We start from the raw sequence: 20,649 nt of genomic DNA, 5'->3' as shown, positions 1-20,649 counted from the left end.
ACTTAAATATTCCCCCACCCGTTAGCTAGTACATCAGCTATATGGATAGTTTTAATGGGCAGTTTTTGTTTGTCAATATAATTTTGAAGATGCAATAAGCAGGATGCATCAGTTGAAATAATGTAATCAGCGCCGGCAGCTAAAGCGTTATCTACCTTTTGCTGCGCCATAGCGCTTGATATAGCCTCAAACTTAACGGCAAACGTGCCGCCAAAACCGCAGCAGGTTTCGTTACCATGCAGTTCAAGCATCTCCAATCCGTACACTTGAGATAAGAGTTTACGGGGCTCATCCTTAATTTTACACTCACGCAGCCCGCTACAGCTGTCGTGGTAAACAGCCCGGCCTTCCAGTTCTGCACCAAAATAATCAACCTGCAGAATGTTTACCAGAAAATCAGATAATTCGTAAATGTTGCCTTGTATAGCCCGGCATTTGTTATGCGCCGTGGTATTGGTAAACAAATCATTGTAATAATTGCGTACCATGCCTGTACATGAGGCGGATGGCGTTACGATGATATCTTCTTCACTAAAATCATTTAAAAACTTGCTGCCTACGGCTTTAGCGTCGTCCCAAAAACCGGCATTAAAAGCAGGCTGACCACAGCAGGTTTGCTGGGCATTAAAGTTCACCTCGCATCCGGCCTTTTGTAAAACCTTCACTGTATTAAAAGCCGTATCGGGGAACAACTGATCAACAAAACACGGCACAAATAATTCAACCTTCATGATAGCTTATCCATTTTATTGTGCACTAACCGCTACGGTTTCTGCTTGCCGCTTTTGCGTACTCAACAACAAAAACAACAGCAACAAACCTGCTATAAAAAACACGGTAAGTACCAGCGCCGAGTTACGCATGCTATGCGTAAGCGACTCCACAAAGCCAAAAGTAAACAATCCAATCACAATAGCCAGCTTTTCGGTAACATCGTAAAAGCTGAAATAGGATGCAGTATCTGTAATATTTTGCGGTAAAAACTTTGAGTAGGTTGAGCGCGATAATGACTGTATACCTCCCATTACCAAACCCACCACTACAGCCAGCAAGTAAAACTGCACGGCAGTTTGTATAAAGTAAGCGGTTATACATACGCCTATCCAAATCATCACCACCCCTATCAATACCCTAACATTACCATAGATGGACGACAGCTTTGACATTAGCGCCGCACCACCGATAGCTACGAGTTGTATAATCAGAATTATTGCTATTAAGCTTTCTGCTGGCAGTTTCAATTCCTTAGCTGCGAAACCAGTAGCTACCAGCATAATAGTTTGCACGCCCATAGAGTAAAAAAAGAAAGCCGATAAGTACCGTTTAAGCACGGGCATTGCTTGTATTTGATGCCAAACATGGCCTAATTCTTTAAAACCACCTGCAATTACGTTTTGCCGCTGGCTGGCATTATTAGGCACACCTTTAGGTAACTTATAAAACGGAATTTGGGCAAAGCCCAACCACCATATGCCAACCAACAAAAATGAAAGCCGTGCCGGAAACGAACCATCGCTAATACCAAACCACTCTGGTCTTAAAACAAATATGAAGCAAATAATCTGCAACAATACGCTGCCCACGTAACCATAGGTGAAACCCTTGGCACTCACTGCATCCTGTTTATCAAGCGTAGCGATTTGGGGCAGGTAGGAGTTATAGAACACAGCACCACTACAGTAACCTATAGCCGCAAGTGCGAAGCAAAGCATACCAAACTCAAGTGTATCTAATTTGAAAAAATACAGCCCACAGCAAGCCAGTCCTCCTATCCATGTAAACAGCTGCATGTAGCTTTTCTTGTTTCCCCTGTAGTCTGCTATTGAGGTTAAGATGGGAAGTAGTAGAACAACTATCATATAGGCAGCTGCCAATACATAATCGGCCAGGGCAGTGTTTACAAACTTATGGCCTAAAAAGGTAACCTTGTCTCCATTTGCTTCGGTTTTAGTAATAGCGGTATAGTATGCCGGGAAGATGGTTGATGTTATAACCAGATTGTAAGCTGAGTTTGCCCAGTCGAACATAGCCCAGGCTTGGATGGTTTTTGGGTTGTTTTTGGTTTGCATGGATAAGCTAAATTAGAAATATATACGCACAAAAAAAGACTTGTTAGGAAACAAGTCTTTTTCGCATTTGCCCAAATTGAACTTACGGTACGTTAGCAATGCTACTTTCAAAACAGCTATTCTGTGCGCAAACTTTTTACAGGGTTAACTATAGCAGCCTTTACCGATTGAAAGCTAATGGTAAATAATGCTACTACTATTGACACGATTGCTACCGATGCAAAAACAGATAAATCGATAGTTATGCGGTAAGCAAAGTTATTTAACCACTTGTGCATGGCCAGCCAGGCTAGCGGCCATGCAATAATATTTGCTAAGATTATTAATTTAAGGAAATGCCCTGAAATTAAGAATACAATGTTATTAACTGATGCGCCCAACACCTTTCTTACCCCAATTTCTTTAATCCGCTTTTCGGCAGAGTAAGACGCCAACCCGAGCAGGCCAAGGCTCGATATGAAAATAGCTAAGCCGGCTAAGATTCCTATTACCTGGCTCACCTGGTTATCGGCGCGATATACTTCACTAAAGTGATCTTCAACAAACTGGTACTCGAAAGGGTAATCCGGAATAGTATTTGCCCACTTTGATTTGATGAAAGCAAGCGCCTCTTTGGTTCTGCCCGGACTTATTTTTACCGACATTTGGCTATAACCCCAAGCTTTTACATTGAACATAAACATGGTTTCCACCTTATGATGCATAGAGTTGAAGTTAAAGTTTTTAGCTATACCTGTAATTACACCAAGTGAATCGAACCCAAACTGCCTGCCAATGAGCGACTGTAATTTTTTCTTAGGCTCATCCTTAAGTAGTTCTTTGGCAAGTTCTTCATTAATGATGTACTCTCTACCATAACCATTTTCACCAGTCGAAAAATTACTGCCCGCAGTCAGTTTAATGTTATATAAATTTAAAAAGTCTTTATCAACAATAAGCCTGGTAGAGGTAAGAACACGTACCGGTCCATTCTCTGGTTTGTACCCCACTCCACCCTGATCAAGATGACTGCCCAGCACGTCCTGCGACCCGGTTACGCCATTTATTAAGCTATTGCTTAATAAATCCTGCTTTAGTTGGTCGTATTTTTTCTTTGCAACGTCGTTAAGCGGTATGGTAATAATTTGTTCACGACTAAACCCTGGGTCGCGCTTTTGCATAAACTTAAGTTGTTTAATAACAAAAACAGTTGTTATCATTAAAAAAACAGCACTTGAGAACTGACCAACAACCAGTATATTACGTAAACCAGACTTGCTAGAACGCAAAGATACCGCACCTTTAAGCACCTTGACTGGTTGAAAAGATGACAGGAACACTGCCGGATACAAGCCCGCTATTAAACCGACCACAACTGTCAGTAAAACCAAACCCACTAACAATGCCGGATTGCTGAATAAAGACAGCTCCAGATTACGCTGACTAAGCCGATTAACATAAGGCAGACATAATTTAACAATCACTAAAGCTAAGACGAGGGCAATAAGTGATAACATAGCCGTTTCACCCAAAAACTGACATGCAAGTTGTGTACGATGCGCTCCTATTGATTTACGTATGCCCACTTCTTTCGAACGCTCTATAGACCGTGCCGTTGTAAGGTTCATAAAATTAACACAGGCTATAACAAGCACAACAAGAGCGATTACACTAAACAAATTGGTTGACTGTTTATCAAATTTTTGATAATTCAGGTAATCCAGTCCAACGTCTGTAGTTGATGCGTGAACTTCACTGATGGGAGTAAAAAACAGTTCATACAACTTCCATGAATCATTATTGGGCATATATTTTTTCAAAAAAGCCGGCATTTTGTTTTCCAGCACTTTTATATCTGTTCCTGGAGCAAGCTCCACATAAGTATTTAGCCAGTTGCCGCTCCAGCTGTCCATCCATGATTCATGAATGCTGCTTAGTGATAGTAAGCCGTCGAACTGTAATTGTGAATTTTGAGGCACATCTGCAAGTACTCCGGTAACGGCGAAGCTTACGGTATCAGAGCCATAGTGCATAACGGTTTTACCCATGGGATCTTTATTACCAAATAACTTTAGGGCCGTTTGCTGAGTGATTATTATGCTATTTGGTTTTTCAAGAGCCGTTTTCCTATCGCCTTTGAGTAACTGGAAACTGAATATACTTAGAAAGGCAGAGTCTGTAAATAGCACCTGCGGTAGGAAAACCCTTTTCGACTGGTTAGCCAGTTGATACTTATTGCTCCATTTTACCCGTGTAAAGTTCTTTACCGCAGGGTAGTCATTTTTAAGGCTAGGTCCCATCGGGTACATGGAAAGCGCAACTTTTTGCGAAGCTACCATACCCGGAAACTTTTGCACCTCACTCAAACGATAAATGTTTTTTGTGTGAAATTTATCGAAGCTTTTCTCGTAAAAAACAAAAAGCATAATGACTATACAAGCGGCGATACCAATTGAAAGGCCGATAATATTGATCACTGAAAAGAACTTGCTTTTCCAGAGATTCCGCAATGCGCTTTTGATATAGCTTTTTATCATAAAATAGATGTGATTACAACCAACTTATTATAAGCTACACATGGCAAGCCATCATCGCAAACACTTGCATATCAACAAATTACGATTTATCATAATACTTACACTGTGCGCATTTGATACAATAATTGAATGCTTTTGATACACGCGGTAACGTGAAAACTGAACACGATATAGGTAATAATGACAACTAATAACTGGATTGAAGACAATTGTGTTAGCAGCGGCAACCAAAAAAGATCACACTAAGAGCTTTGCTGCCTTGATGATGACATACTTATTAAAGGTGATTTAACAGCAACTACCAAAAAAGAAAAGGCTGCTCTTTACGGGCAGCCTTTTCTTAATTCAGAATTACCTGATTTGGTGCGGAAGAAGGGACTCGAACCCCCACGCCTCGCGGCGCCAGATCCTAAGTCTGGTGCGGCTACCAATTACGCCACTTCCGCATTAGGATTAACAGGGTGCAAATATAGCGTTATCTGTTAATATTTAAAATTAAAAAGTCATTTTGGACTAATTGTGCTGATATATAGCCAATTAATTTTAATGAGCTTTTAGAATGCATTCTTATCACCTCTAACAGTGCCCCAAAAAGTTAAGAAAATAATTTTCAGATCAAGCAGGAACGACCAGTTTTCCAGATACCACACATCAGCTTCTACCCTTTGCAGCATGTCTTCGGTTGTTTTAGTTTCACCACGCAAGCCGTTTACCTGTGCCCAACCTGTAATGCCCGGTTTTAGAAAGTGGCGAACCATAAATTGGTCTATCAATTTAGAATATTCTTCGGTATGCTTAAGCATGTGCGGACGCGGACCAACAACCGTCATATGCCCCATTAGTACATTAAAGAACTGTGGCAGCTCGTCTAAGTTAGTTTTACGCAGGAAAGCGCCGATCCTGGTTATGCGCGAATCGCCACGGGTGGCTTGTTTGCTGTCCGAATCCTTGTTCACTTTCATACTGCGGAACTTGAAGCAACGAAAAGCTTCGTTATCACGTCCTGAACGTACTTGAACAAAAAATATAGGTCCGTTTGAGCCCAACTTTATAAGGATGGCCAAAATTGGAAATAACCAGCTAAACACAAACAGGATAATAAATAAAGAAAAGGATATATCGAACAAGCGCTTAAAAAAGCGATTGAGCATGTTTTCCAAGGGTTCGGGTCTGATCGAAATAACGGGTATGTGCCCGAAATTTTGAACAAAAGTTGGCTTGTGGGTATAATAGAATTCAGGCACGAGCTTAAAGCGGATAAGGTTTTTATCCGCATCCATCATAAGTTGCTCAATCTTGTCTGCCTCAGTATTGGGAAGAGTACAAAAGATCTCATCAACGCGATTTTCCTTCACATATTCTATACAACGGTCGGTACCACCCAGAAAAAGATTTCTGTTAATCTCAGTATTGCGGTCGTCAAATATACCCAGTATTTTATATCCCCTTTCAGGATTGAGGTTGATAAAATTATAAAGGTCGGTACCAATTCGGCCACCTCCAACAATCACGGCCCGCCTGAAGTCAGTTAACAGCGCGCGATCGCTACGCCTTATAGCCAGGAAAATAAGCTTCCAAATACCCAGTAAAAAGCCAAAAAGTGCTAAGGAATAAAATAAGTATTGACGTGTGATAGAATAAGCCTTAGTACCAATAATGATGAGAACCGTAAAGCAAATAAGGCTCACAAACAATAAGTAGGTTTTAAAAACGCCCCTGTAAGTTTTTATAGAGTCTTTATTTAATACCTGCTCGTAAAAACGAGTAATATTAGCAGACAACAGCCATATTAAATTGAAAACTAATACAATTGGTAAATAATTTTTATTGTTGATCCAGATGATGTATGATTTATCAACTATAATATAGGCCAGTATCATACTAACATTCAAAATCACATAATCAACAGAAAGATTTATGGCTTTTATGAAAGTAGCGTATCTGTGGCTCATATTGTATTCTCATCCTTATCTAACCAGAAGGCTGGCTTATAGGGTTGGCTAAATTAACAGATATTTTTGAAATTGTATATAGTAAAGTGATCTGTTGTACAGTAATTAAGTTACTGCAACCAAATAGCCCGTTTGATTCACTTTCGGATATATCAATCTATTACCCTTGTTAAATAATTTACAATGAAGTAGCTTGTTAAAGCCTTTAAAAACTTTTTAGGATAGGCGATATAGCGTACTGCTGAGAAATATCTTTTACTGATCACTAAACTTCTGAACAAACAAGGCTGCTTTAGTAATTAAGGTCCACCGCTGTACAAATGATATGCCCTATGAGTATATGCATCTCTTGTATGTGTGCTGTTACTGCCGATGGAACAATCAAATTAAGATCGCAACAATCAGTCATCTGACCTCCGTTATTGCCCGACAGACCAATATTGGTACAGCCCAAATGTTTGCCCAACTGTAGTGCCTTGATAACATTGCCGCTATTGCCGCTTGTTGATATGCCTACCAGTACATCGCCCTTAGCAGCTAACCCCTCCACCTGACGCTCAAATATGCGATCAAATCCGTAATCGTTACCAATTGCAGTAAGTGCAGACGTGTCGGTTGTAAGCGCAATTGCCGGCAACGACCGCCGTTCTTTTACAAACCGGCCAGTAAACTCCGCTGCAATATGCTGAGCATCAGCAGCGCTACCGCCGTTTCCAAATAATAACACTTTATTGCCAGCTCTCAGGCATGCTTTAATAATAGTACAAGCTTCTTCTATCTTAGGAGAAAGCCTAACAAGCGTATCTTGTGCTACAGAAATATGTTGATTGAATATATCCTTAATATCGTTAATCATCCTGGGTGTCTACTGTTAAATTACCTATTAAACCTTTGTTCAATCTCATCAAGTGTTGCTGTAGCACTGCCTACTTTACTTACAACAACGGCAGCTGCCTGATTGGCAAATACGCAAGCCTCATACAAGGATTTTCCTGAACACAATGCAAGGCCTAAAGAGGCCAAAACCGTATCGCCCGCACCAGTTACATCAATAACGTCAAGGGCCTTGGTAGGAATTACATTTAACCCGGCGTCAGAAAACAAGGCAATTCCCTCATCTGACATTGTTACAACTACATCGTTACAGTTAGTTATTTCTTTAATCCTTTTACAAGCCTGTTCCAAACTATCCTTGTCCTTAATTGCAATACCAGTGGCTAAACCTGCTTCTTTTTTATTAGGCTTAATGAGATTAACACCCTTGTACTTTGAAAAATCAAGCCCTTTGGGATCAACAAGAACGATTTTACTACTTTGCTGACATATGCTTACAACTGCCTGAACCAAGCTTGCGGTGAGCAACCCTTTATTATAATCTGATATCAAAACAACTTCATAGCTATCGATGATATCTCTGACCTTAGTGACAACAGCCTGCTCTACTTGTGAGCTAATTGATTCAGTAACCTCACGATCCAGCCTAATAAGTTGATGATTTACGGCTAACACACGCGATTTGATTGTTGTACATCTGCTTGCATCTTTCACAAGCCCATCAAAAACAAAACCATCCGCTTGAAGCATCATCTCAACAATCGCTGCATTTTCGTCGTCTCCAGTAACAGAAATAATGGTGGTAGTACAACCAAAGGCCTTCAAGTTTTTCAGCACGTTACCCGCACCACCTAATGTGCGCTTCTCACGCGTTATTTCCACTACGGGTATAGGCGCCTCAAGCGATATTCGATCGCAATTACCGTAGATGTAATGATCAATCATTAGATCACCGATAACTAAAATTTTAGAATTACAGTTCAAATTATTATACATATTTTTAAGCAAAAGCAACAGACAATGCTTCAGTTGAGGTAATAAGCCCACAAACTTTTAAGAGAAGCAATGTCAGATTAGTCTTCAGAACGCCGTGACTTGGCCAATATACAGGCAATAAAACATCTGTCGTACAGTTTTGTTTCTGGTGATACTTATATACACTTACTGCAATTGTTATCGTATATTTGTACAACACTCATCTATGAAAAAAGCTCAACCAAACTCTTTCAAAAGCACAATAGCGTTTCAGATCCTGTTTTATTTGTTGATATATACTTTAAGCGCACAAGCTCAGGTTCGTTATCAGCCATATAGTTATCAATTCTATCAGAAGCTGAACGACTCTGTTTACTCAACTAAAACAAACTTTCATAGCGCAATTAAACCTTATTTAATAGACGATACGACGTTATATGCAAAATATAAGACCTTAACCGACTATGGGGTTGACACGTTAAATCGTCGCAGCTGGGTGCACCGAAAACTATTCGACGAACATTTGATAGACATCAAAAAAAGCGATTATACTTTTTTTGCGGATTATCTTCCAGATTTGACCCTAGGCAGGGAGTTTAGCAATTCCCGGACTACTTGGCTGAACACCAGAGGATATCAAGTTGGAGGAACAGTTGGTAAAAAGTTTTATTTTTACTCAAGTGGCTACGAAAATCAAGCCGTTTTCCCTGATTACTTTAATACTTATATTAACCAAACAGGAATTGTTTCGGGGCAGGCATATGACCGCAAGCCGGGCGGTAAGACTAAGGATTGGTCATATGTTACAGCTTTACTTTCATATACTCCTTCTAAATATCTTAACATTGCTTTAGGGCATGATAAGAACTTCATAGGCGACGGATACCGCTCTATGCTTTTATCTGACTTCAGTTCGCCCTACACCTTTTTAAAGCTTACAGGCAATTTAGGAAATGTAAGTTACATGGCTATGTGGAGCTATATGCAAGACCCACGCGCGCCTAAAGTTGGTACGGATATAGGCAATCGTAAAAAATGGGGAGTATTTCATTATTTAGATTGGAATGTTACAAAACGCTTATCGTTGGGATTTTTCGACTCTGTTATCTGGGCAGTAACTGATGACAATGGAAACAGACGCGGATTTGACTTTACTTATGGCAATCCCTTTATATTTTTGAGACCAGTTGAAGCTGATAACGGCTCTCCAGATAATGCCCTGATTGGTTTTAATGGCAAATATAAAGTTTCAGACCATGCTACACTATATGGCCAGTTTGCTTTAGATGAGTTTGAAGCCAAGAACTTCTTTTCAGGGAAAGGCAGCTCAAGAAATAAATATGGGTGGCAAATTGGTGTTCGTGGGACAAATATTTTTAACATAAACAGCCTCAATTATTTGATCGAATATAACGGCGCTAAGCCATACACTTATACTTCAACATTTAGAATAAAAAACTATGCTCAGCAAAATGAACCGCTAGCACATCCATTTGGAGCAAATTTTAAAGAACTGCTTGGCTTAGTAAATTATAGTTATAAGCGTTTTGATTTTACCGGACAGCTTAATTACGGTCATTATGGACTTGATATAAATGGCTTGAATTATGGAAAAGATATATTTTTATCTTATTTAACTCCAGCCAGATATGATGGGCCAACCGAAGATTTTGGTACTGGTAATAGTGCTTATACTACCGGCAATTATACCGGCCAGGGATTAACAACAAATATGTACTATGCCGAAGGTAAAATAGCTTATTTACTAAATTCGAAATACAACTTACGGATTGAAGCAGGTGGGCTATATCGTAGAGAAACTAATAATATCTTTACTGATAAAAATACAATGTTTACTATTGGGTTACGTAGTTCGTTTAGAAATTTATATCAGGATGTGGCAAGATATAGAAGTATGTAAGCATAAGATAATTGAGCGTTACTACCAATTACTAATGTAAGTCCATTTTATTACAGTCGTTATACCAATCAGCAATTGCCTCCTTTAACGTATACTGCAATTTATAGGGTGATTCATCAAGCTTCTTTCCTGATATGTTAGTAGAAATCATTAATTTTTTAACTCTGTCGGGGTGAATGCCGTTAATTTTTTTTCCTAACAAATTACCTGAATAATATATTGTACTTGCTGCTAATTTCATTAGTGATGCAGGTACTAATAACTTGGGTTCGTTTACGCCTGTAACTTGGGCCATAACCTCACATATCTTCTGTATTGTGGGTGCCGGAGAATAAGTCAAATTATACGTGGCCACGCCCGTGCCCTGACCAACTGATGTTTCATACAATATTCTGACAACATCTTTAACGTAGACTGCCGCCTTTGTTGTATCCCTCCTACCAGGATAAAAGAAAAAGCCTTTTTTTAAAGACTGGTATAACCTTGTAAAATTACCACCTTCATTTTGTCCAAATACCACCCCGGGACGTACAATTATTAATTTTCTGTTATCCGGATCTTCTGCTTGCCATACTTTATGAATGTATTCAGCCGTCAATTTTGAAATGCCATAGGGTGTATTAGGCATCGGAATTGTTGTTTCTAATTTAAGCTCTTCAGATGGGCCATAAGGAGCAATAGAACTTGTAAATACGATTGTGTTTATATTATTGCTTCTAGCAAAATCACAGATATTCTCTGCGCCAAAAATATTCGTTTCAAAATAATCGTGATCAGGATGGCCGGGAGTAGTATGTATGGCAGCAAGGTTATATATAATTGAATTACTTGAATCATTTAGGTCTAACAAAATACGTTTCCTTACATCCAACTTTATAAAATCACTTTGTACTTTATTATATATATCATAGCTATTAATTACTGATGAGCTTAAATTAAGACTTGTTATATATTTGGCTAAATGAGTTCCTATAAACCCAGCTCCACCAAAAATTAAATAATTCATTATATATTCTTTAATTGAATCTTATTGTTAATGAAGTTCAAAAACTGTATTTTAAATCTATCTCTGCTAAATTTTTCAGCATGATTTCTTATCACCAAAGGATCGTAATTTAAAAATTTGCTTTCGAATAATTCAACGGCGTTTATAAGCGAGCTTTCGGTTTGCTCTTGGTATAAAACACCTGTTACTCCGTCAATGACAGATTCTAACACTCCTCCTTTTCCAAATGCTATTACAGGAGTTCCACAAGCCTGCGCTTCAACCGGAACGATTCCAAAGTCTTCTTCAGCAGCAAATACAAAAGCTTTTGCATTTGACATATAACTTTTCAACGTTTCAAATGGCTGAAAACCTAATAACTCAATATTTGCAGTTGCCATCGCCTTAATCTTGTTTAAGTCAGGTCCATCTCCTACTACAATTAACTTTTTTTCGGGCATCTTAGAAAAAGCGTTAACAATCAAATCAATCCTTTTATAAGGAACCATTCTCGAGCACGTAAAGTAATAGTCCTTTTTTGATGTTTCTAAGGTAAATTCATCAACCGCTACACTAGGATATATTGTAACACTTTCTCTATTATAAATTTTCTTAATTCTTCTGCCTATGTAATTTGAATTGGATATAAAAAAATCCACTCTATTTGTACTTATAATATCCCAACTTCTAATCCTATGAAGTAAGTATTTTGCTATTAATCCTTTCAAGCCCTTATCTAAACCTGATTCTTTTAGATATTGATGGTGCAAATCCCAGGCATATCTTATTGGTGAATGACAATAACATACATGAAGTTGGTTTGAATTGGTTAAAACTCCTTTGGCCACTGAGTGCGATGAGGAGATAACTAGGTCATAATCCGCGAGGTCGAACTGCTCAATAGCAAGAGGAAAAAGTGGTAAGTAAGATCTCCACTTTGTTTTTGCAAATGGAAGCTTCTGTATAAAAGACGTTTGCAATTTATGAGAGTCTAAACCAAGGGCTTTAACAGTATCTGGAATAGCTACTAAGGTAAAAAGATCCGCATTTGGAAAAATTTTAGATATTTCTTGAACAACTTTTTCTGACCCACCAATTGTAGTTAACCATTCTTGTACTAAAGCAATCTTCATATATACGTTACCGGGTTTCTAGAACAGATGTAAAGATATAACAAAACCAACGAATTGCCTTAAGAAGGCAAGTTACTTTTAGAATTATGTATTGAAATAATTTTTTTTGGAATATATCAATGTGATGATGATGTGTAGCTATTTGCAGTGTATATTAAACATCCTTGATGTATTTTTCAAACAATTCTAAATGTTTATTCGCACTCACATTCCAATCAAATTTTTTTATTTGATTCAATCCTTTAAAAATTAATTCCTCTCTTAACATGCTGTTTGATAAAATTTTTTCTATAGCTCTTTTAATTTCAAGGCTACTATCAGGATTAAAATATAAAACTGCATCTTCACATATCTCTCTTACACTTGGTATATCCGAAGCTGCAACAGGACAGTTACATTTCATCGCCTCCAAAGGAGGTAAACCAAAACCTTCATATAACGAAGGGAACACAAAAACTGAAGCATTGGCATATATGGTATCCATGTCAACATCCTTTACATAACCTGTAAAAACAATTGATTTCTTAAGCACCTCATTGCTTTGTATTATGTTAAACAATCCTTCGTCTGCTGTGATAAATCCATCTTTTTTGCCTACGATTACGATCTTGTATTTTTCTTGAAACGATTTATTTAGTATCAAATAAGCATCAAGTAATTTAGATAAATTTTTATGGGGCTTTACACTTCCAACAAATAACAAATAGTTATCAGGCATACCATACTCACTTTGAATAGCGGTAAAATCCTTTACGTGGGACTTTTGATTTACTCCGTTATAAATTACATTAATTTTTTCCGGCTTGCAACCAGTGTATTTTACAATTTCATTCTTTGAAAAATCAGACACCGTTATAATGCTATCTGACAACAGAGTCGCAGCTTTCATTGCAACCTTCACATAGACCTTCTGCAAAAGAGAAAGTTGTTTAAATATGTGCAAATGGTAAACGTCGTGTATGGTTACAACTCTGTGTTTTGCATCAATTTTAAAGAAGGGTACGTTATAATGTGGCGACCAGAACAAATTACATTTTGGAATAGCTTCTCTGAAGCCAAGTTGTTCTTTTATTGTATAAATATTGAAATTAAATTTTTTTGCTGAAACCCTCCCTTTAAAAATATCATCTTCCTCATCAGTATCCTTTACAAGCGCCATAGTATTTATATTTCTGCTTTCTTGAAGTTTACTTAAGCCGTTTTGTAAGTATACTCCTATACCTGTTTTCAGTATTCTTGCATCTACGCATATATGTATTGTGCTCATAAAATATTATTTACTTGTATGAAGTGTTTTCAAGTAACACAATCCTAATGCTAAAAAAGCCCATAAGAAAAAAGAGTACACTGGTGCTATGGTAAACATTGTTATTATATTGAAAGAAGCTCCAATAAAAAACATTTTACTGTATCCTGAAGAATTACGATACTTCCAAAAGCTTTTCAATATCAAAAATAGCAGCATAAACAAAAATATACCTCCAAATATTCCCTGTTCACTTAGTACAGAAGAAAAAACGTTCTGAGGAAAGGCCCCAGGCTGTAGCATTTCACCAAAAGTTATGATACCCATCCTAAATTCATATATGTGCATATAATATACACTGTTACCAACTCCAACACCAGTAAAAAAGTGCTCTTTGAATATACGCATTCCAATGGCACCTGTATAACTACGATAACTACCACTATCTAATGTGTGTTCAGGTGCCGCAAAGAAACTTTGCACTTTGGTTATAAAAGTATACTCGAAAGCATCGTATACGTCATAGTAAGCTATCAAGTATGCTCCCAGGAAGAAGCAGATCATTATTAGAAAAGTAGTCATTAACTTGACCTTAAATGAGTTGTTTAGAAGAAAGATGCTCACTACAATCACTAAAGTCAAACCAACTAAAGTACTGGAAAATGTTAAAATTAAAGAAAGTACGTTTATAACAAGCAGCGTTATCCAAAAAGCCTTATTGAAAAGTCTTTTTGTAAAAAAAACGAACAAACATATCCAGCTTTGATACAAAACATAAAAACTCGGCTCTTGAGATAGACCAGAACTACGGAATGTATAAACCGACTTATTTTGAATTATATTAGGCAAATACGTAATTACATCAACGGTAAAAGTGGCTATTATAGAGTATGTGGCTATTATTGTGCCTACTATAATGACTCCTCTTAGGAGTCTGTCAATATTCTCGGCTAAACGTAATGATGTGCTGATTGAATTAAAAGCTGCGTAATTGAAAAACATATATACAAGCTGCAACAATGGAAATATGTAATAATTAAATTTGAAGCCATCAGCAGCTGGATATTTATTGTAAAATTCATAAGGATAGTCTAAAATCAACAATGAAAATACGTAACTTACAATTGGAGAGACTACAAAAAACATAGAGGCCATAAGGCTGATCAAGGAAATCTTTTTCGGCCTGTAAGTAGCTAAATTTATTACCAGCAGAATTAGAGCTAATACTTCATAAATTTTCAGGCTTCCACCTATCCGAATAACAGGGAACTGTTGAAATCCAATAAACAACAATATAAAATACGATAATTTCTCTTTAATGCTCAGTCGAAGTCCGGAAGTCATCATTTTTATAAACCTATAATTGTTTGGTCCGGATAAATATCTTTCAACAATAAAGCATGTGGTCCTATTTTAACATTATTGCCTAAAACAACATTCCCATGCATCGTTGCGTTAAAGCAAAAATATACATTTTCACCTAACGACGCAGCAAACATAGTTTTATTATGATTTCGTCCAAAACACCGATTTTAACATTCTCAGAAATATCACTATTAACATCAATTACGGCCAGCCGATGTATAATAAAGGAGAACTGATGAGGAAACGTTAACTTCCTTAATGCATTTTTTTTTAAGCTATTAAGATTAACTTTCACATGAAACAAATACTTGTTAATTACTATTCTGATGATTTTAATCGGCATTTTAAAATAAGATACTTGTTCTAAATAAAGTATACCTATAAGAATCGTGGCATGTGACTCATTTCTTTTGCAAATAGTTCTTAATCCTCTCAACATTGCGTTGTGCTATATTAAATTAAACCAACTGGAAACAACATTACAAAAATCTGCATTGCTATCTTCATTTATGCCGGTCATGATGATTTGTTTTGGAGGACTATCAAAGGCATTCAAAATTGCTTTACAAATGGAGTTTATGTCACTTACGTTTCCGATGTACGAGGCTTGGCCTTTTGAAGCTTCAACTAATTCTGAGATGTTAGTGGTAATCGATTGGGTTCGGCATGCTAACGCTTCTGCAACAGGCATACCGTAGCCTTCATAAACAGAAGGAAATACAAATAAAGATGCACCGTTGTACAACACTGCTAAATCCTTATTACTTAAATACCCCAAGTGCTGGATTATATCTTTGTTTTGATTTATTAAGTGTCTAATTTCTTCATTTTTCCAACCAAACTTACCAACGAGTACAAGCTTATGTTCTTTTAAGTAGTTTTCACTTCTCAGTTTTATAAACGCCCTTACTAAATTACCTAGATTTTTCCTTGGTTCTAACGTTGCAACTGCCAATAAATAAGGTTTGCTTATCGTCAATTCTTTCAACCGACCGGTTACAAGTTCGATGTCTAACTTTTTATACACAGAATCAACTGCTGGATTAACTATGATATCTGGCGTTTTTTTGAAATATTTAATTGTTTTATCAAATGTACCCTGTGAGTTTACGATCACATAGTCGGCTTTTTTAACGTCACTCTTGTAAAATAGCTGATGAGCTATTTTCTGCGTAAAGGTCATAGTAGCCGGAACTATAATATGGTTGAAGTCATGGACAACAACTATGGTTTTTATATTACTACTTAAATGCGGTAAGAAACCAGCACCACCTATAAAATAGTCTAATTCATCGGCATTTATACACGATTTAGAAAAGAACTTTAGCCATACAACAGGTTTCATCTTTTGGGCGAAACCTCTTTCATCAACTCTTAATACATGCTTAAACCTACATTCCGATAAATCAATGTCTTTATTATTATTGTATATATAAAATGTAGTTTCATATTTTGCTACTTCATTGATCCTGTTTAAAAGCTGCGTCACGTATTTACCAACGCCTGTTAACGGTTTGTTAAATACTCTGCCATCTATTCCTATTTTAACCATTTTTTTCAAACAAGAACATTTGTTCTTCAAACCTAGATTGTACTCCTAGATAACGCATTATCATGTAATATCTTTTTATGCCAATTAGCTTTTTAAGAACCTTCAAACCTTTATTGGCTTTTTCAAACATAGCCTTATAATTCGGAAAAGACTTTTGTAGCTTTGCATACTTGGCATTATCATCTATTATTAATAATTTATTATTATCCAATAGTTCGTAGAATGAGTTTTTCCCAATTTCGAATGGATTAGCAAAGTTATGAGATTTTTGATTTAAGATGCCTCTATATAATCTTCTTTGATAAGGTACAATGTACACCCCATTTTTATAGGATGAATAGGTGTAGTGCATATCTTTATGCGCTTGCAAACCACACTTTTCGTTCATTAAATCTACATATTCTTTGAACAAACGAGTATATTCTGGTTTGTTATCCAAACTATATTTGGTTTGCTTACGGCACAACTTATGATATTCTTCGGGGACTAAACCCGAAAAATGATAAACTAATAGCGGCTGGCCATCAACAAAATACTTTCCATCAACATCAGTGAATTCGCGTTCATGCATATTCCAAAATGCAGTATTTACGCCCGGATGCCGTAAGATACCTACATTACTTCCATATAAAGAAGGCAGAAAATCCATCCACCGCTGGTCTACATGTAATGCATCAGCTTTGTCTGCAAAACATTGGTCGGTTAACTTAGCTTTCCACCATTGTATAATGGTATTGCCTACCTCTCCTCTTCTTACTCCAAAAAAACCTAAATTATATATGCCAACAAAAAGCAGTTCCTCTTCCGATGTTGCTCCCTCATACTCAACGTAAGGTTTTATAATATGTGGTGTTAAAATGGCATCGTAAGTATCTAGCTGCTCATATAAATAATCAAGGTTGTCATAAACAACCATGTCTGGATCTAAGTATAATATTTTGTCATACTCATAATTTTTAAAAAGATGATCTAAATAAAATGGCTTAATAGATGTGCTGTATTCAACCACATTATATTTAAAAGCCATTTCATGGAACTTCTTTATACCCAAGGTTTTTGCCTCAACTAAAGTAAAGTCCGAAGCCTGTAAATCATGTCCATCAATTTCATCGGCTAGCAAGATATGAAAGTCAACTTCAGGATTTGTTTCCTTTATTGAATATCCTAACGCTTTAGCCTGACCTAAATAATTTTTAGCTGCTATTGTGAATACTACTTTTCTTCCCATATTGTATAATTAATTATGGATTTTAACCGAAAATAATAATTTCCCGAACAATCCATCTTTTATTCCTTTAAATATCGATTTAATTTTCTCGAATTTATCTGACTCAGCCATTATAATTTTTATGGCACGAAAAATTATGTGCTGCATTATCAACGTTTTTTTGTATTGATATGAAAAATATTCTGGGTACTGTCTCCAAATAAGGGTTTGATTTCGTACGATATAATAAGTTCTGAAACTTGAATAGTTAACAGTCGAAAATCCCCAAACGGTCTTTTTACTGTAGCCAACTTCATGTGTCATTACGGCATTTGTAATTATCACCGTTTTTAGACCGTTGTATTTTTTTGCCCTGTAACAAAATTCGTAATCAACGGCATCTATAAACATGTCTTCGTTAAAGTACCCACATTTTTCAAATACTTCAAGAGGAAACACCGAACCTGACGTTATTGTATCTGTGACGTCCAACAAATGCGTCGATTGTGAAAAAACCAGTTCAGCATGACACAAAGGATTTACGCCAAAAATTCCGATTGACTGGTCGGTATTTTTATTTATCGTGTCTAAATAGAATGTCAGATACTTTGATTCAAAGCAGCTATCTTGGTCCAAAGTTAATATATGAGTATAGCTATTGTTTATAGACCACTTAACCGCACCATTCAAACCAGCTCCGATACCTACATTTCTTCCGTTACCTAAAAAAACGATTTTATCAAACACGTCAACGAATGAATTTCGAAGTTGAATTTGATCAACAAGCGTATTTTGCCAAACTATAACCTTATCTACAACATTAATATAAGATTTTATGTTATAAATTAATTCACTTATGTCTGGATTGTAAACTACGACTGCTGCTGATATTCTCATGCTAATTTTTAGACAACTTTAATTAATTTAGCAGGGACGCCAGCTAAAATAGAATTTTGGGGGAAGCTTTTAGTAACAACTGAATTTGCCCCAATGATACAATTTCTTCCAATTGTTATATTCGGCATAATTGCAACTCCTTCTCCTATCCAAACATTATCTTCTATTATAACTGGGCCTTTAGAATATATCGGTCTTTCGGATGGGGGCATAGCAATTCCGGTTTTCGTAATTTCTCCATGATAATGATCAGTTATAAACACCTTGCTTGCAATCAAAACATTGTTTCCTATAATAACTTTATTTACGCATCCGATATGGCAATCAAATATAATGTTCACATTATCACCTATTATCAGTTCAGGCGTGTGTTTATCAGAGTACTTGAATGTTTCAAACCTAGTTCGAGCATATATACTACAATTATTACCAATAACGATGTTCTTGCCTCCTATGACTTTAACCGGAGCTTCGATGTATAAATTTTTACCACATGACTTAAATTTACTAAATAGAAGCCCCGCCTTTAAATGATTTACTACAAATAGAATGTTATTCAACAACTTTTCTGTAAAGCAGTATCCGATAATTACACCTAAGTAATAAAAGAACTTTGTAAGTATTCGTCTCAAAGTTAAGTTCTATAAATTGCTACTTGTTCTTTTTTTTGACATAAATTGCCTGCCCAATCCTTTTATCTCATTCACCGCATTAAAAATATTAAAGTAATAAGGTGAAAACATATCATATCCACTTCGTTTTAAACTATAGTATGACAACAGTGCGATAAACATTTCCGTTATTATCCAGGAGAAAGCACTGCCAACATAACCAAAGAAATGTATCATTATTAAATTTAAAAAGACGCTGATTACACCGCAAAAAAATATGATCTTAAGCAATGCTTTGTCCATTTTTAACACCACCATAGTTTGTAAACATAATAGTGTATTTATGTAAGATAAGACAGGCACAATAGTTAGTATCCTGAAGACCAGAATTGAACTCACAAATTTATCGCCATAAAATAGTTTTATAAAATAACCGCCGAAGATAAACGCAAACAAAGAGCAGCATATTGTAAAGTATACAACGATAGGCATAATTTTTTGTACTAATTGTATACCTTTCTGCACATTTTTGGAAAATGCTTCAGCAATATATGGAAATAGAGTTTGCGATAACGGAAACGAAATTATCATTAAAAAAATGTATGTGAATTTCCACGCTGCCGAAAAATAACCAACATGTTCTTTAGATTCAAAAAAACCAAGTATAACAATGTTTGTATCTGTATATAAATTAGTTGATACAAGTGTTAAAAACACCATTCGATCTTCCCAGATAAGGTTTAAAACATCTTTTACAGAAACCGATGCAAATTTTATTTTATATATTCTTACAGCTATAATTAATGATATTAGAGATATAAGTATCTGAGTAACACTTAGTGTAATTGGTTGCCAAACATAATCTTCTTGCTTTTTTACCAAAAGTAAAATAGAAATTGTATAAATGATTTTTACTATAAAATTAAACAGAGCCAACTTTGTTAAATTTTGCATTCCTTGATAAAACCAATTTGGTGATATAACCCAGGCAATACATATGAGATAACTGTATATTCCAATTTTAATTTCTTCTTCATTATTCGCTACAAAAAATATAGTGGACAAAAACAGAATGCAAGATAAGACGAACAGTAAGCCCTTCGCATAAAGTATCTTTGTAAAATGCCGGTTTCGTCTTAATACGTCATGTCTATCAACAGCGATGAACCTTGTACCAGTATAATCAAACCCATAATTTACAAGCAATACAAAATAGGCGATGAAGGACGTGTAATAATTTATAACACCAAAATGTTCAGGCCCTATAATCCTAACTATTATCGGTATAGACACTAAGGGAAGCAGGTAGTTGGCAATTTGAACAAAACCAACAGAAATTACATTTTTTACTAATTGCTTTACTTTCCCGCTCTCTTCCCTAACCAT

Annotated in this window: 17 protein-coding genes and 1 tRNA gene; 1 reads left to right on the top strand and 17 read right to left on the bottom strand. The window is 36.3% G+C overall.

All coding sequences use genetic code 11. The features are described 5' to 3' along the window. Positions 1-2: 2 nt before the first annotated feature. The 7 genes from ABDD94_RS10905 to rfaE1 all read right to left on the bottom strand — a co-directional run bounded on the left by ABDD94_RS10905 (position 3) and on the right by rfaE1 (position 8,367). Positions 3-731: a (Fe-S)-binding protein gene (locus ABDD94_RS10905; RefSeq protein WP_345955897.1), complete on the bottom strand. Its 729-nt coding sequence runs from the start codon at positions 729-731 to the stop codon at positions 3-5. Positions 732-746: 15 nt separating this feature from the next. After that, on the bottom strand, positions 747-2,069 hold the full coding sequence (locus tag ABDD94_RS10900; protein ID WP_345955896.1) for an MFS transporter: 1,323 nt from the start codon (positions 2,067-2,069) through the stop codon (positions 747-749). A gap of 116 nt (positions 2,070-2,185) precedes the next feature. After that, the gene (locus ABDD94_RS10895; RefSeq protein WP_352432898.1) at positions 2,186-4,474 is read right to left on the bottom strand and encodes an FtsX-like permease family protein; all 2,289 of its coding nucleotides are present in this window, start codon (positions 4,472-4,474) and stop codon (positions 2,186-2,188) included. 472 nt (positions 4,475-4,946) lie between these two features. Beyond that, positions 4,947-5,031: transfer RNA gene (locus ABDD94_RS10890), tRNA-Leu, on the bottom strand. Between the two features lie 108 nt (positions 5,032-5,139). Beyond that, positions 5,140-6,537, bottom strand: a complete 1,398-nt coding sequence (locus ABDD94_RS10885; protein ID WP_345955894.1) for an undecaprenyl-phosphate glucose phosphotransferase — start codon at positions 6,535-6,537, stop codon at positions 5,140-5,142. A 292-nt stretch (positions 6,538-6,829) separates the two neighbouring features. Beyond that, a complete protein-coding gene (locus tag ABDD94_RS10880) occupies positions 6,830-7,393 on the bottom strand; it encodes a D-sedoheptulose 7-phosphate isomerase (RefSeq protein WP_345955893.1) in 564 nt (187 codons plus the stop codon). Positions 7,394-7,413: 20 nt separating this feature from the next. Further along, entirely contained in the window at positions 7,414-8,367 is a 954-nt protein-coding gene (gene rfaE1 / locus ABDD94_RS10875; RefSeq protein WP_352432897.1) for a D-glycero-beta-D-manno-heptose-7-phosphate kinase, read from the bottom strand. A 205-nt stretch (positions 8,368-8,572) separates the two neighbouring features. On the opposite strand from rfaE1, the gene ABDD94_RS10870 reads away from it, so the two are divergent. Next, a complete protein-coding gene (locus tag ABDD94_RS10870) occupies positions 8,573-10,267 on the top strand; it encodes a gliding motility protein RemB (protein WP_345955891.1) in 1,695 nt (564 codons plus the stop codon). Between the two features lie 31 nt (positions 10,268-10,298). Here the strand turns inward: ABDD94_RS10870 and ABDD94_RS10865 are convergent, their stop codons facing one another. The 10 genes from ABDD94_RS10865 to ABDD94_RS10820 form a co-directional block, all read right to left on the bottom strand. Further along, the gene (locus tag ABDD94_RS10865; RefSeq protein ID WP_345955890.1) at positions 10,299-11,273 is read right to left on the bottom strand and encodes an NAD(P)-dependent oxidoreductase; all 975 of its coding nucleotides are present in this window, start codon (positions 11,271-11,273) and stop codon (positions 10,299-10,301) included. After that, positions 11,273-12,385, bottom strand: a complete 1,113-nt coding sequence (locus tag ABDD94_RS10860; RefSeq protein ID WP_345955889.1) for a glycosyltransferase family 4 protein — start codon at positions 12,383-12,385, stop codon at positions 11,273-11,275. Before ABDD94_RS10860 ends, ABDD94_RS10865 begins: the two co-directional genes overlap by 1 nt. Before the next feature lie 154 nt (positions 12,386-12,539). Next, the gene (locus ABDD94_RS10855) at positions 12,540-13,652 is read right to left on the bottom strand and encodes a glycosyltransferase family 1 protein (RefSeq protein WP_345955888.1); all 1,113 of its coding nucleotides are present in this window, start codon (positions 13,650-13,652) and stop codon (positions 12,540-12,542) included. Positions 13,653-13,658: 6 nt separating this feature from the next. Then, on the bottom strand, positions 13,659-14,978 hold the full coding sequence (locus tag ABDD94_RS10850; protein WP_345955887.1) for an O-antigen ligase family protein: 1,320 nt from the start codon (positions 14,976-14,978) through the stop codon (positions 13,659-13,661). A gap of 2 nt (positions 14,979-14,980) precedes the next feature. Continuing rightward, entirely contained in the window at positions 14,981-15,079 is a 99-nt protein-coding gene (locus tag ABDD94_RS10845; RefSeq protein ID WP_352432900.1) for a hypothetical protein, read from the bottom strand. 365 nt (positions 15,080-15,444) lie between these two features. Next, on the bottom strand, positions 15,445-16,548 hold the full coding sequence (locus ABDD94_RS10840; protein WP_345955886.1) for a glycosyltransferase family 1 protein: 1,104 nt from the start codon (positions 16,546-16,548) through the stop codon (positions 15,445-15,447). Continuing rightward, a complete protein-coding gene (locus tag ABDD94_RS10835) occupies positions 16,541-17,776 on the bottom strand; it encodes a glycosyltransferase (RefSeq protein ID WP_345955885.1) in 1,236 nt (411 codons plus the stop codon). The genes ABDD94_RS10840 and ABDD94_RS10835 overlap by 8 nt, the downstream gene beginning before the upstream one ends. Before the next feature lie 9 nt (positions 17,777-17,785). After that, complete coding sequence (locus ABDD94_RS10830; protein ID WP_345955884.1) at positions 17,786-18,652, bottom strand: hypothetical protein; 867 nt, start codon at positions 18,650-18,652, stop codon at positions 17,786-17,788. Between the two features lie 8 nt (positions 18,653-18,660). Then, complete coding sequence (locus ABDD94_RS10825; protein WP_345955883.1) at positions 18,661-19,284, bottom strand: DapH/DapD/GlmU-related protein; 624 nt, start codon at positions 19,282-19,284, stop codon at positions 18,661-18,663. A gap of 9 nt (positions 19,285-19,293) precedes the next feature. Continuing rightward, a complete protein-coding gene (locus ABDD94_RS10820; RefSeq protein WP_345955882.1) occupies positions 19,294-20,649 on the bottom strand; it encodes a flippase in 1,356 nt (451 codons plus the stop codon).

Source organism: Mucilaginibacter sp. PAMB04168 (genome assembly GCF_039634365.2).
Lineage (GTDB): Bacteria > Bacteroidota > Bacteroidia > Sphingobacteriales > Sphingobacteriaceae > Mucilaginibacter.
Note: the sequence above shows the minus strand (reverse complement) of the source record. Positions and strands in the feature narration are given on the sequence as shown.